We start from the raw sequence: 12,751 nt of genomic DNA, 5'->3' as shown, positions 1-12,751 counted from the left end.
TACGGATCGGCAGACGAAAAAAACCAGCCACGGGCTTGCGCCCGTGGCTGGTTTTCAACTGCGTGTTGCTTCAGCAGTCCGTCAAGCTCGATTAGAACTTGTGGCGGATGCCCAGGCTGACCAGTTCTTGCGAGCTGGTAGCCGAGTTGTAGCCGTACGAACCGATCGCTGCGCCAGCGTCGACGATGACCGAGCCGGTGCCGGTTGCGTTCGGAATGCGCTGGTTGCCGCTTGCGTGCTGATATGCGCCGACCAGGTAGATGTCCGTGCGCTTCGACAGGTTGTAGTCGCCGCCCAGGGAAACCTGGTGATACGTTGCGCCCGTATCGCCGCTAGCCTTCGTGTAGACGTAGCCCACGCCCACCAGCATTGCCGGCGTTGCCTGGTAACCCAGGTAGGCGCCACCAACGTTGTACTTCTCGGTCGAACCGAAGCCCGATTGTGCATCCGGCTTGTACTGAGCGTTGCTGTAGCGCAGGTTGGCCGTGAACGGGCCTGCTACGTACTGAACTGCCACCGAAGCGATGCCGATCGACTTGGCCGTACCGTAGATGTTGCTGATCTGGTTGTCGAACGTGCCGTCCGACGTACCGCCCCAAGTCGAGCGCAGAGCCGTCGAGCTCGGGTTGTCGGCGCGGAAGTAACCTGCTGCCACGCTGAACGGACCCGTCGAGTACGTTGCTGCACCCGACCACGTTTGACCCGAACCCGTTGCGCCAGCCACACCGCCGAATGCGTACATGCCTTCGAACTGGAAGCCGCTCCACACCGGCGAGGTGTACTTGACGGCGCTGCTCGTGCGCGAGGTGTTGTCGTTGTTGTCAACGTCACCCGGCGTTGCGAAGGTCGAACCGAAGTAGTTGTCACCCGTCAGCGGTTGAACCAGGTCGACCACCGGATCGTACTGACGACCCAGCGTGACCGTGCCCCACTGATCGCCCGACAGGCCGACGAAGGCTTGACGACCGAACATCTTGTTGCCTTGACCCAGCTTGCCGGTATTGATGTCGAAGCCGTTTTCCAACTGGAAGATCGCCTTCAGGCCGCCGCCGAGGTCTTCCGTGCCCTTCAGGCCAAAACGGTTACCTTGAAGGTTGCCGCCGACCAGGCCGGTTTGATTCGAGTTCTTGCCGGAAGCGTCAACCGTGTTGTGCGCGAACTGGATCGATTCATCGATCAGGCCGTAGAGGGTAACGCTGCTTTGAGCATGTGCCACGCCGGTGACGCCCAGAAGCGCCAGCGAGAGGGTAGACAGTGCGATTCGTTTCATCCATTTCTCCACGCAGATGATTAGTTTCTTTGTTGCGGAAAGGAGAATAGCTCACTGCCTCAACCGGCAAGAACAGGAAAAAAAAGACTGTCTCTAAAAAGTGACAAACGACGCAAAGCCTTGTATTTAAAGCCCGTTAACGATTATTGCTATTTCCGCAATATTTATTCGTTGACTGCGCATTATTGTTGTTTCGTTGATAGTGAAGGGTCCGGTACCCTCAATTTAGACACATGTTTGAATGGCATTTGTAATTTAGTCGTCTAACTACTCTCGCCGTTCTGTAGCGCCCATATAAAAATGGGGCCGTGTTTTCGCTTGACGTGCGCGCTGGACAGAATTTGTGCGGTGTGAGCAGGCGCAACCGCTGCGGTTGCACCCTTTTGGGCGGAGACTTGCCGTTGCGGTCCGATGTGATGGCCTTCGCATCGGCGCAGTCATATCCAGCGCTTGTTAGCGCGAGGCGCGGCCGCGCAGTGTGGGGTCGCCGCTCGTGACGGCCGCTATCGTTTCCCGTTGCGGCGCGCCACGGTCGCGGCTGCCAGTCCGGCCGCCGCGGCTAGCAGCACCGAGGTCCACGGATGCCGTTTGACATAGCGATCGGCCGCGACGGCCGTGCGGCCGGCTTCGACCAGCGTGACGGCGGCGACTCGCGTTGCCTGCGCTTCAGCACGAACGACGGTGCGGCCGACCTTGACCGCGGTCGCCCGCGGCGAAGCCTTCTTTTGCGATTCCATCTGCGGCAAAGCCGACGCCGGAGCGGTTGCGGCAAGCGCCGCGGCGGCTGCCGCTCCCGTTGCCGGCGCGGCGCCCGCAGCGCGTGATTCACGGTCTTGCACGCGCGGTCGCGCATCAGCCGATACCGTCGATGCCGCGAGCACCGAAGCAAGCATGGCGCGGCTGCCAGGCGGCGAGTCTTCCTGCATGCCCCATCCGCCGCGCGGATCGTGCATGCGCCCGCGCGCCGCTGAAAATTCCGCGCCGAGCAGGAGCACGGCGGCCGAGAAGTACAGCCACATCAGCAACACCGCGAGCGAGCCGGCCGCGCCGAACGAACTCGCCATCCCGGCGTGCGCGATATACAGCGCGAATAGTTTCTTGCCCGCCGAGAACAGTACGGCCGCGACGATCCCACCGACAAACGCATCGCGCCAGCGCACCTTGGCGTCGGGCAAAAACTTCAGCAGGCCGGCAAAGGCGAACGCCAGCACCAGCAGGCCGACCCCGAGTTGCAGCAGGTTGCCGATCACCACATACGGCGAGTTTCCCCACAGCCATTTGCCGATGAATGTGATGACCGTATCGAGCACCAGCGAGACGATCAGCAGGAACGCGACACCAAGCACGAGGCCGAACGAAATCAGGCGCACGCGCACCAGCGCGATCACGCTCGACGAGCGCGGCCCCGTGTACGGCCACACCATATTGAGTGCGCTATTGAGCGATGAGAAGGTCGCCGAGGCGCCGATCGCCAGCATCGTGAATGAAATGATGGCCGCGACGCCACCGGCGCTGCCGCTGTGATGGGCGTTCTCGACGATGGTCTGCACGCCCGCGGCGGCCTGGTCGCCGAGCAGGCCGTGAATGTGGTTGAACAACTCACCGCGCGCGGCTTCAGCGCCGAAGAACCAGCCGGCCACGGCGATCACCATGACCAGCGTGGGCGCGAGCGAGAATGCCGCATAGAAAGCGATGCTGGCGGCCATGGCCGCGCAACGGTCGTCGGCAAACTGTTTGAATGCGCCGATTGCCCAATTGGCCTGCTTGCGGGCCACCAGTTGAAGGTTCTCGGCGGAAAGCGTGTCGATGTCCATGGTCGTTTTTCTCAATGGGATACTGGCGCCGGATGCGCCGTGTGCGTGCCGTTGAGGTGGCATCGACGCAGTCTTCGCATCGACACCTTTCGCAAACCTTGTGCCTGTCACTATATCAAGTGCTGTTTGCGCATGGGCGTGATGCGCCGCAAGCAGGTGTGCCGTTAGAATGCCGTTGGACCTTCACTTTGATCACTATGCACTCGCACGAACCCGTAAAGCAGCTGGACATCATTCCTGCGGAACAATTGAGCGCGCATTTGCCAGCGCATGTCGTCGAGAATTTGCCGGCTCAGGGCGTCACCGTATTTGCCGTTAGCGATGACGCTTCTGACACCGCCGAATTCAGCGCGCGCTACGGCTTCGGCCTTGATGACTGCGCCAACACGATCGTGATCCGCTACAAGAAGGAGGGTGCCGAGCACTACGCGGCGCTCGTTTCGCTGGGTTCGCTGCGCCTCGACATTAACGGTGCGGTGAAGGCGGCGCTGGGTGCGCAGCGCCTTTCGTTCGCCAGGCGGGAGGCCGCGGTGGAGCATAGCGGGATGGAGTTCGGCGGAATTACTGCCTTTGGCTTGCCGGACGACTGGCGCATCCTCGTCGACGCCGCGGTCATGGAGCGCGCTCAGATCGTGATGGGGGCAGGGGTGCGGGCGGCCAAGTTGCTGTTGGCGCCCGAGGTGCTGCAGCAGTGGCCGCGTTGTGAAGTTGCCTCGCTTGTGCTGCCGGTCGAGTGAATTGTCTTCAACGCGGCCTTGAACGCGGCCATTAAAGCGACGCGCGCCGATGAAGAAGGTCGCCGTTTCCTGATATCTCAACGCCGGCCTGGGTCAGCAGGCGCAGGCTGCGCTCCGACAGATTTTTCACGCGTAGTTGCTTGCCGGCTTTCCGGTAGCGTTCGACCAGTCCCTGCAGCGCCGCCAATGCGGAATGGTCCGCGAGCATCAGATGGCTGCAATCGACCGTGATGTCGGCTGGATCTTTGACCGGGTCGAAAAGCTCGTGAAAGCGGGTGGTCGACGCAAAAAACAGCGTGCCGCGTGGAACGTAGGTTTTGTCGCCGCCGTGGTCTTCGATATGCGCGTGAATTTCGCGGGCATGTTGCCAGGCGAAATTGAGCGCGGCGATCACGATGCCACACAACACGGCAATCGCGAGATCGGAGAACACGGTAATGATGGTGACTGCAACGATGACCAGCGCGTCGTTGCGCGGCACCTTGCCCAATACCCGCAGCGAGCCCCATGCGAAGGTCTGCTGCGCCACCACGAACATCACGCCGACCAGCGCCGCCAACGGAATCCGTTCGATCAGCGGTGACAGAAACAGGATGAACATCAGGATCATCACGCCGCTGACGATGCCCGACAGCCGCGAACGGCCGCCCGAATTCAGATTGATCATGGTCTGCCCGATCATCGCGCAGCCGCCCATGCCGCCGAACAGCCCCGAGGCGATATTCGCCGCGCCCAGCGCCAGACATTCGCGATTCGGCTGGCCGCGGGTTTCGGTGATCTCGTCGGTCAGGTTGAAAGTCAGCAGCGTTTCCAGCAGACCGACGATCGCCATCAGCAACGCATAGGGCAGCACTACATGCAGCGTGTCGAGATTCATCGGTACGCTGGGTAAATGCAGGCTCGGCAGGCCGCCGGCAATGTGGGCCATGTCGCCTAGCGTACGCGTAGGCAGATGCAAAATCTGACTGAAGAGCCCCACGCCGACGATCGCCACCAGCGCGGGCGGCGCGGCGCGTGTGAGCCGCGGCAGCAGATAGACGATCAGCATCGTCAGCGCGACGAGACCGCACATCATCAGCAACGCGCTGCCGTGCAGCCATTGTTCGCCTTGCGGCGTGCTCTGCCTGAAGTGCGCCAGTTGCGCCATCGCGATGATGATTGCGAGTCCGTTGACGAAACCGAGCATCACGGGGTGCGGCACCATGCGAATCAGCTTGCCCAGCCGTAACGCGCCGAACAGCACCATCAGGATGCCGCTGAGCACCACCGTGGCGAGCAGATATTGCGCGCCGTGCTGCACGACCAGCGCCACGATCACCACAGCCATCGAACCGGCTGCGCCGGAAATCATGCCGGGCCGTCCGCCGAAAAGCGCCGTGATCGTGCAGATGAAGAAGGCGCCGTACAGACCCATCAGCGGATTGAGGTGGGCGACCAGCGCGAAGGCGATACATTCCGGCACCAACGCGAACGACGAGGTGAGACCCGCGAGGACATTGCTCTTGATACCGGGAAGATTGGCGAGCCAACCGTGAGTGGGACTAGCGGTGTTCATCTGAAGGGAGCTGTGATTGCGGGTTGCGAGCGCGTCGGTCGTGCGGCTGCGCTATCAATGTGTAAAAGGTGGCGTGCCGCCGCTTTCATACACAAAAGCCGTCCGCGAGCGGTCGGCGAAGTGGGAAGCCGGGGCAAACAGCGTGGCGATACACGAGGCGCCAGACAGAATAATGTCGTGGCCAGGAGAGAGCAGTGGCCAGCCTGGATTGCAAAACGGGTGAATTTTACAGCAGACCGGTCAATGTGACCTGGCGAGGCGAACAGAGCTGCGGCCGTGGCGCGGATGACGCCGCCAGATGGCGGCGTCACGCAGCCGGTTGCAAGGCCGCGTGACTGCGCCTGACTGTCTTTAGCGAGCGGAGCGCGCTCAGATGATCAGACGTGAGACTTTGGTGCCTTCGAGCGACAAACCAGCCATCAGGCCGCCGTTCGTCAGTACAAACGCTTCGACCGGGCTGGTGGCGGTCGAGGTATCGACCGCGCCGTTCGCGCCGACCTTCAGCACGGCGACCGTTGCATCGGCGCCGGCTGCCCATCCCTGGCTGCCGAGGAATTTATCCAGCGCCTCTTGCGTCATGAACAGAAACACGAGCGCCTTGGACTGCGCGCCGATCTGCAAACCGAACGAGCCCGCGACGGTGCTGTAGTAGCCCGTCGTGCGTCCAGCCACGCGCAACGCACCTTCACCGTACTGCCCACCGACCCAGAAGCCCGCCGAAATCACCGACGGGAATACGAGCACGCCACGCGCTTTGGCGACCAGTTCACGCGAGCCGGTGACGTTCGCGTACAGACGCGACAGCGTGGAATCGACACCGGCGTTGATTGTGTCGCGCTTGCCGGCGTTTGCCGACGGCGATGCGCTCGAGGACGGCGACGTGGTCGTGCAACCGGCAAGGCTAAAACCCGCCGTAGCCAAGGCAGCGCTCGTGGTCATGATGAATTGTCGTCTGCGCATGATTGTTTTCCTTTTTGCGTGGTGAAGGTTGCGTTTTCTTATGTGACAGTGAGTGCCGTGACGCCGGCACGTCCATACGCCTGGAGCCCGTATGCCTGCTAACCAGCATTTAGTGCTAACCAGCATTTAGCGTGCCTGACGCCACGGCTTGTGGTTCAGACAACCGTAATGCGCTGACGTTCGCGGGGATTCGCGGCATTCAACGCCGCTTCCCCCTCGATCCCTACGCCGCCGGGCGGATATTCTGATTGTGGCGGAACAAATTGCGCGGGTCGTAGCGGTTCTTCACGGCGACGAGACGCGCGTAGTTCGGCCCGTACGCGTCAGCCACCCGGGCGCCTTCCTCCTCTGTCATGAAGTTGACGTACACGCTGCCTAGTGCGAACGGTGCGGCGGCGTCGAAGAAAGCGCGGGCCCAGGCAATGCAGCGCTCGTCATCGCTCGCGTCGTCCCAACGGCCGTGCACGTTCATCGCGTATTGCGTGTCGCGGCTCGAATAGGCCGTGGCTTCGACCGGCACCCGGCTCGTCTGTGCGCCGATCTGCCCGAAGAAGATTTCGCATTGCGGCGACGGCAGCTTGCCAATCGCATCGAGCAGTGCATCGATGAGACCGTCCGATATTTTGTCGAGGTTGTGCGACTTCCAATAGTTACGGGCGCCCGGCGTCAGCAGTGGATCGAACGCCTGTTGCCACATGGCGTACGGCATCGGCCCAAGATGTTCGCCGACCGGCGTGCCGAAGCCGCGTACGGCCTCCACCACGGACGGGCCTTTTTCGACGGGGCCCGAGTAGCACATGGCGAATACAATGACCGGCTTGCCGTGCACTTCGGGCGGCAGGAACGGCAGCGGTGGCGCAAGCCGCAAAACGGCCCATACGCTCAATTCCTCCGGCATCTGTTCTGCAGCCGTGCGGTACTGGAGCAGGGCATTTTTCGCCTGATCGAGCGGCAGCACAAAGAGGCCGCCGTACACGAGCGGTCCGACCGGATGCAGCGCGAACTCGAAGCGTGTCACGACGCCGAAATTGCCGCCGCCACCGCGAATCGCCCAGAACAGATCGTCATGCGAGTCGGCGCTCGCGTGCAGCAGCTCGCCGTCGGCGGTCACCACATCCGCTGAAATCAGATTGTCGACGGTCATGCCGTATCTGCGGCTTAGCCAGCCGAATCCGCCGCCGAGCGTCAGACCTGCTACGCCGGTGGTCGAGTTGATGCCGAGCGGCGTGGCGAGCCCGAACGCTTGCGCCTCGTGGTCGAAATCGGCGAGCGTCGCGCCAGGTTCGACATACGCGCGCCGCGCCAGCGGATCGATATGTACCGATTTCATCGGCGACAGGTCGATCACGAGGCCGTCGTCGCACAGCGCGGTGCCGGCGATGTTATGGCCGCCGCTGTGCACCGCCAGCGGCAAATTGTTGTCGCGCGCGAATGCTACGCCGCGGCGCACGTCGGCCACACCGGCGCAGCGCAGGATCATCGCTGGATGCCGGTCGATCATTGCATTCCAGATGCTGCGGGCCTCGTCGAAACCCGCGTCGCCGGGCAGCAACAATTCGCCTCGGATCGCGGCTTTGAGTTCTCCGGCGGCGCTGCTGGACACGCTAACCATGACACACCTCCATAAATAATGGGAGACGCTCCCAGAACACAATTCAGCTGGGCAAAGTAAATTGAAAGCGTCTGGGCTGGCTCAAACTGCGTCCAGTAAACGGCCCTGCTTCCTTAAGTCAAACGAAGGTAAACCCGCGTCCGCGATCGACGCCGCGCGAAAGCGCGTGCGGCAAGTGTCCGCGTGTTGCGGGGCGAGTCATGGCTGGCGTCACTGCTGCATATGGTGGAAATGCTTCGGAAAAAGACCGCGAGAAGAAGTGTTGGTTGTGCGCCGTGGTGGTGGTTGCGCGGCGACACTTTTGTGGACGAACGGTGGCATTTTTGTTTGCGTGCCGTGCGGAAGTGTCGATTTACACGCTGTATCGCGGGGAGGACTATGCCTGTATCGACTCGTTCACAATCAATCGCAGGGGAAGCGTTATGTCCATGCAAGCTCTCGTTCTCAAACGGCACAACGGCCCGCTCGAACTAACTGAATTGCCGCGCCCCGAACCTGCGCGCGGCGAGGTTCTGGTGCGAATCGCCGCGAGCGGCCTGAATCCGCTCGACACCAAGATCCGCGCCGGCGCCGCCGGGCACGCGAAACACCCGTTACCGGCGGTATTGGGGATCGACATGGCAGGCGTCGTCGAGGCAGTCGGCGACGGTGTCGGCGCCTTCAAAGCGGGTGATCAGGTATACGGAATGACGGGTGGCGTGGGTGGCTTGCAAGGCTCGCTGGCGCAATACGCATGTGTCGACGCGGATCTGCTGGCCTTGAAGCCGTCCAATCTCTCGATGCGCGAAGCCGCTGCGCTGCCGCTTGCCTTCATCACGGCGTACTCGGGCATTGTCGATCGCGCGCATTTGCGCTTGGGGCAAACGGTGCTTGTACATGGCGGGGCGGGCGGGGTCGGATACGTCTCAGTGCAGTTGGCGCTCGCGCTCGGTGCGAAAGTCTTTGCGACAGTGAGCGAGCGCGACCGCAGTTTGATCGAGGCGCTCGGTGCTAGGCCGATCGACTACCGTGCGCAGTCGGTCGAGCAATATGTCCAGTCTGCGACGGATGGCGTGGGTTTCGACCTGGTCGTCGATACGGTCGGCGGGGCGACGCTCGACGCATCGTTTGCCGCCGTGAGGCATTTCGGCCATGTGGTGAGCGCGCTCGGGTGGGGCACGCATGCGCTAGCGCCGCTGTCGTTTCGCGAAGCCACTTACTCAGGCGTGTTTACGCTGCATGCGTTGCTGTCCGGCAAAGGCCGCGCGCATTACGGCGAGATGCTGCATGTGGCGGCGCGGTTCGCTGAAGAAAACAGGCTCGCGCCCCGCCTCGACGCACAGCGCTTTGATCTGAGTTCCGCGCAGCTTGCTTATGACGCACTGTCCGACGGTAGCGCGCGAGGCAAAGTTGTGGTCGAGGTGAGCTGAGCGGAACGTTGAACGCGGCGTTGCTGCGCGCCTTTCAATTAGCCCTTCACGAGGCCGCCGTCCACGATCAGATTCTGACCCGTGACCGCGCGCGCCCAAGGCGACAGGAAGAACAGCACGGCGTCGGCGAACTCTTCGGGGGTTGTGACGCGCCGCACCGGTGTTGAACTGGCGATCAGGTCGAAAACAAATTCCGGCGTGGCCGCGCTCGCGTCCGTGGTGCGTAGCAGGCCGCCCGACACCATGTTCACCGTGATGCCGTCCGGGCCGAGATCGTGAGCAGCGGTGCGCGTTAGCGACAGCAGCGCCGCTTTGGCCGCGGTGTAGTCGTGATAGGGGACCACGGGGTTCTGAAACAGATTGGTGCCGACGTTGACGATGCGGCCGAATCCGCGTGAGCGCATACCCGAGGCGGCCGCTTGCATCGTATTGAGCGCGCCCTTGAGCGAACCGTCCAACTGTTGCTGGAAGCGCGCCCAGTCGATTGAGTCGATTTTCGGGCGAGCGTCGCCGTCGAACTGGAAGTCGGCCAGCGCGTTATTGACCACGGACACGATAGGCTGCCCGGCTTGCGCCTGCGCCGTTTCGAACAGACGCGCGACAGCCGCTGCATCGGTCACGTCCGCCTGGATCGGCACGATACGGTCGCCGAGTTCGTCTCTGAGTGCGTGAGCCAGCGTTTCACTCTTACGGTAATTCACCACGACGCCCGCGCCTTCGCGTACCAGTGCACGCGTGATCGCGGCGCCGAGTCCGCGGGCGCCCCCCGTTACCAGCACCCATTGTTCGGATAAAAGCATCTCTTTTCCTGTTGTTGATGAGGTTTCGATTTTCCTATTGTCGCCTGATTCGGCTTTCTCGCTTGTTCAGTGGGGCGGCGCATCGAAAACGACAGCGTTTGTGCAGAGGAGATGTCAAGGCGCATGACGGAGTGCGCTTCCTGCCCGATGTGCACGGTGTGTGTGGTTGCCCTCACTCCTGGCTTTGTAAATTCTCGTTTGTGCCTGGGCAGACACTGATGCGAGACATTTACTCGCATCGCGGTCTACTTTTCTCCGTAGAGACTGCTCACCATTAAGTCGAAAATTCGCCCGTGATTGTTCATTTCATCTGGCGAAGATATCCGGACGGAAAAATAATGGATAGTTTGGAGTGCATATCTAAGGAAAGAAATTTCCATCGTTTTTTAAAGGCGGTAATTAACGATCTTTGACAGTCGAGCGACGCAATTAATCGAAAACCGGCCAGCAATATCGCATTGCGTGGGCTAGCGAACGGTCACTGGATGGCTCTCCGAATAACTTCAACGTCCATCAGGTCCTGCTGTGTTCTTTTCAAGGCTTTGTTCGCGCACAGCTAGTCGTTTCTCCCGGATCACGTCAAATCGGACCGGGATTATCTTCGGGAGAAAGTCCGAAGTCGCGCGGTGTTCGAGCGGATGCGGCAATGTCGACCGGGTCTTGAAGTTTCATTTTTAACAGCGAACAGAGATTCACTCGTTATCTGGATCTGTTTTTCGGAATATATGGTTAGGAGAATGAAATGAAAAAGCAAAACGGGGACGCGCGGACATTGGGGACAGGCAAAGCGGTATTGGCGGTTGCTGTGAGTCTTTATGCGGCGATGGCTGGTGCTCAAACGAGCCCGGCCGCATCTGCAGCGCTGTCGGCAAATTCGACGAAGCTGATGATTGCGCAAGTATTGCCGATCGACTGTCCGCTATTCGACGCGCTTGGCTGCAAACAGGAATACGGTGGATTGCGGGCGTCCGGTGGAATTGGTGTGGCTGCGGGAGCGGCTACGGGTCTGGGGTCGGGTTCGGGGTCGACATCGGCTTCGGGTTCGCAGAGCAGCAATGGAAGCGGAACTTCGTCGACTGGATCGGGAGTTAATAGTGGTGGAGGCGGTTCGACGTCCGGCGCGGCTGGATCCGGTGCCGGAAGTGCAGGGAGTGGCAGTGGTGGGAACGGTGGGACTGGAAGTGGTGGGACTGGAAGTGGTGGAACTGGAAGTGGTGGAACTGGAAGTGGTGGAACTGGAAGTGGTGGAACCGGAAGCGGTGGAACCGGAAGTGGCGGGACCGGCGGCAATGGTGACGGCGGTGGTAACGGTGGGCATCACGGCGGCGACGGCGGTCATGGTGATGGTGGTCATGGTGACGGTGGCCACGGCGACGGCGGTCATGGTGATGGTGGTCATGGTGACGGTGGCCACGGCGACGGCGGTCATGGTGATGGTGGTCATGGTGACGGTGGCCACGGCGACGGCGGTCATGGTGACGGTGGTCATGGTGACGGTGGTCATGGTGACGGTGGCCACGGCGACGGCGGTCATGGTGATGGTGGTCATGGTGACGGTGGCCACGGCGACGGCGGTCATGGTGATGGTGGTCATGGCGATGGTGGCCACGGCGACGGCGGACATGGTGATGGCGGTCATGGCGATGGTGGCCACGGCGACGGCGGACATGGCGATGGTGGCCACGGCGACGGCGGTCATGGTGATGGCGGTCATGGTGATGGTGGCCACGGCGACGGCGGTCATGGTGATGGCGGTCATGGTGATGGCGGTCATGGTGATGGTGGCCACGGCGACGGCGGCCATGGCAATGGCGGCCACGGTGACGGCGGTCATGGCAACGGTGGTCACGGCGACGGCGGTCATGGTGACGGTGGCCACGGCGACGGCGGTCATGGTGATGGTGGCCACGGCGACGGCGGTCATGGTGATGGCGGTCATGGCGATGGTGGCCACGGCGACGGCGGTCATGGTGATGGCGGTCATGGTGATGGTGGCCACGGCGACGGCGGCCATGGCAATGGCGGCCACGGTGACGGTGGTCATGGCGATGGTGGCCACGGTGACGGCGGTCATGGCGATGGTGGCCACGGCGACGGCGGTCATGGTGACGGCGGCCACGGCGACGGCGGTCATGGCAACGGCGGTCATGGCGATGGTGGCCACGGCGACGGCGGTCACGGCAACGGCGGTCACGGCAACGGCGGCCACGGCGAAGGTGGTCACGGTGACGGTGGCAAAGGCAGTAGCGGCCATGGCAACGGCGGCGGCTTCGGTGGCAGCGGCGGCCATGGTGGTGGTTACGGCGGTGGCCACGGTCACTGATGCAGCGAGTTCCGCACAGCGTGCGGCGGCCGGTAAACGGCCGCCCGCGTTGAGGTCCCGTCCGGAATCACATCACGCATATCTCGACCACGCGGCTCGCGGCCATCCCCTCGCGCGAGGCCAATGCACTGGGGCATCGAGTTCCCCAAACGACAACAACTCACTCTCCAATCCCGCTGTCCAATCGAATGGTTGTGCGGACAACAACTCGAAGCCGCAACCGTCCATCGAAAAGGCAGTCGGAGTACGCACAGCAATGCCGTGTCGCCTT

Annotated in this window: 9 protein-coding genes; 2 read left to right on the top strand and 7 right to left on the bottom strand. The window is 62.1% G+C overall.

From position 1 onward, the window contains the following. Positions 1-91: 91 nt before the first annotated feature. Positions 92-1,270 (bottom strand): porin, encoded by a 1,179-nt coding sequence (locus PQR40_RS18030; protein ID WP_408509512.1) that lies wholly within the window; start codon positions 1,268-1,270, stop codon positions 92-94. A 503-nt stretch (positions 1,271-1,773) separates the two neighbouring features. Then, positions 1,774-3,084 carry a YihY/virulence factor BrkB family protein gene (locus PQR40_RS18025; RefSeq protein WP_408387865.1) on the bottom strand — a complete coding sequence of 437 codons (1,311 nt, stop codon included), beginning with the start codon at positions 3,082-3,084 and terminating at the stop codon, positions 1,774-1,776. A 197-nt stretch (positions 3,085-3,281) separates the two neighbouring features. On the opposite strand from PQR40_RS18025, the gene PQR40_RS18020 reads away from it, so the two are divergent. Continuing rightward, positions 3,282-3,821, top strand: coding sequence for a YbaK/EbsC family protein (locus PQR40_RS18020; protein ID WP_408228551.1), 540 nt, complete (start codon positions 3,282-3,284; stop codon positions 3,819-3,821). 31 nt (positions 3,822-3,852) lie between these two features. On the opposite strand, the gene PQR40_RS18015 is transcribed toward PQR40_RS18020, so the two are convergent. From PQR40_RS18015 to PQR40_RS18005, 3 genes are all read right to left on the bottom strand, one after another. Further along, on the bottom strand, positions 3,853-5,376 hold the full coding sequence (locus tag PQR40_RS18015) for a SulP family inorganic anion transporter (protein WP_408228108.1): 1,524 nt from the start codon (positions 5,374-5,376) through the stop codon (positions 3,853-3,855). A gap of 369 nt (positions 5,377-5,745) precedes the next feature. Continuing rightward, complete coding sequence (locus tag PQR40_RS18010; RefSeq protein WP_408228105.1) at positions 5,746-6,336, bottom strand: BPSL1445 family SYLF domain-containing lipoprotein; 591 nt, start codon at positions 6,334-6,336, stop codon at positions 5,746-5,748. A gap of 223 nt (positions 6,337-6,559) precedes the next feature. After that, complete coding sequence (locus PQR40_RS18005; RefSeq protein ID WP_408228102.1) at positions 6,560-7,948, bottom strand: FAD-binding oxidoreductase; 1,389 nt, start codon at positions 7,946-7,948, stop codon at positions 6,560-6,562. Between the two features lie 422 nt (positions 7,949-8,370). Here PQR40_RS18005 and PQR40_RS18000 point away from each other — a divergent pair, with 422 nt between their 5' ends. After that, positions 8,371-9,357 (top strand): zinc-dependent alcohol dehydrogenase family protein, encoded by a 987-nt coding sequence (locus PQR40_RS18000; protein WP_408509511.1) that lies wholly within the window; start codon positions 8,371-8,373, stop codon positions 9,355-9,357. Positions 9,358-9,395: 38 nt separating this feature from the next. Here the strand turns inward: PQR40_RS18000 and PQR40_RS17995 are convergent, their stop codons facing one another. Then, positions 9,396-10,157, bottom strand: coding sequence for a 3-oxoacyl-ACP reductase (locus tag PQR40_RS17995; protein ID WP_408228096.1), 762 nt, complete (start codon positions 10,155-10,157; stop codon positions 9,396-9,398). A 919-nt stretch (positions 10,158-11,076) separates the two neighbouring features. Then, positions 11,077-12,477, bottom strand: a complete 1,401-nt coding sequence (locus PQR40_RS17990) for a hypothetical protein (protein ID WP_408509510.1) — start codon at positions 12,475-12,477, stop codon at positions 11,077-11,079. Positions 12,478-12,751: the final 274 nt, after the last annotated feature.

Source organism: Paraburkholderia sediminicola, from assembly GCF_046026855.1.
In the GTDB taxonomy this organism is placed as follows: domain Bacteria; phylum Pseudomonadota; class Gammaproteobacteria; order Burkholderiales; family Burkholderiaceae; genus Paraburkholderia; species Paraburkholderia sediminicola_A.
Note: the sequence above shows the minus strand (reverse complement) of the source record. Positions and strands in the feature narration are given on the sequence as shown.

Bases quoted from the DNA above. Each gene is read 5' to 3' on its own strand.
- PQR40_RS18030 (WP_408509512.1), bottom strand. From the start codon at position 1,270: ATGAAACGAATCGCACTGTCTACCCTCTCGCTGGCGCTTCTGGGCGTC.
- PQR40_RS18025 (WP_408387865.1), bottom strand. From the start codon at position 3,084: ATGGACATCGACACGCTTTCCGCCGAGAACCTTCAACTGGTGGCCCGC.
- PQR40_RS18020 (WP_408228551.1), top strand. From the start codon at position 3,282: ATGCACTCGCACGAACCCGTAAAGCAGCTGGACATCATTCCTGCGGAA.
- PQR40_RS18015 (WP_408228108.1), bottom strand. From the start codon at position 5,376: ATGAACACCGCTAGTCCCACTCACGGTTGGCTCGCCAATCTTCCCGGT.
- PQR40_RS18010 (WP_408228105.1), bottom strand. From the start codon at position 6,336: ATGCGCAGACGACAATTCATCATGACCACGAGCGCTGCCTTGGCTACG.
- PQR40_RS18005 (WP_408228102.1), bottom strand. From the start codon at position 7,948: ATGGTTAGCGTGTCCAGCAGCGCCGCCGGAGAACTCAAAGCCGCGATC.
- PQR40_RS18000 (WP_408509511.1), top strand. From the start codon at position 8,371: ATGTCCATGCAAGCTCTCGTTCTCAAACGGCACAACGGCCCGCTCGAA.
- PQR40_RS17995 (WP_408228096.1), bottom strand. From the start codon at position 10,157: ATGCTTTTATCCGAACAATGGGTGCTGGTAACGGGGGGCGCCCGCGGA.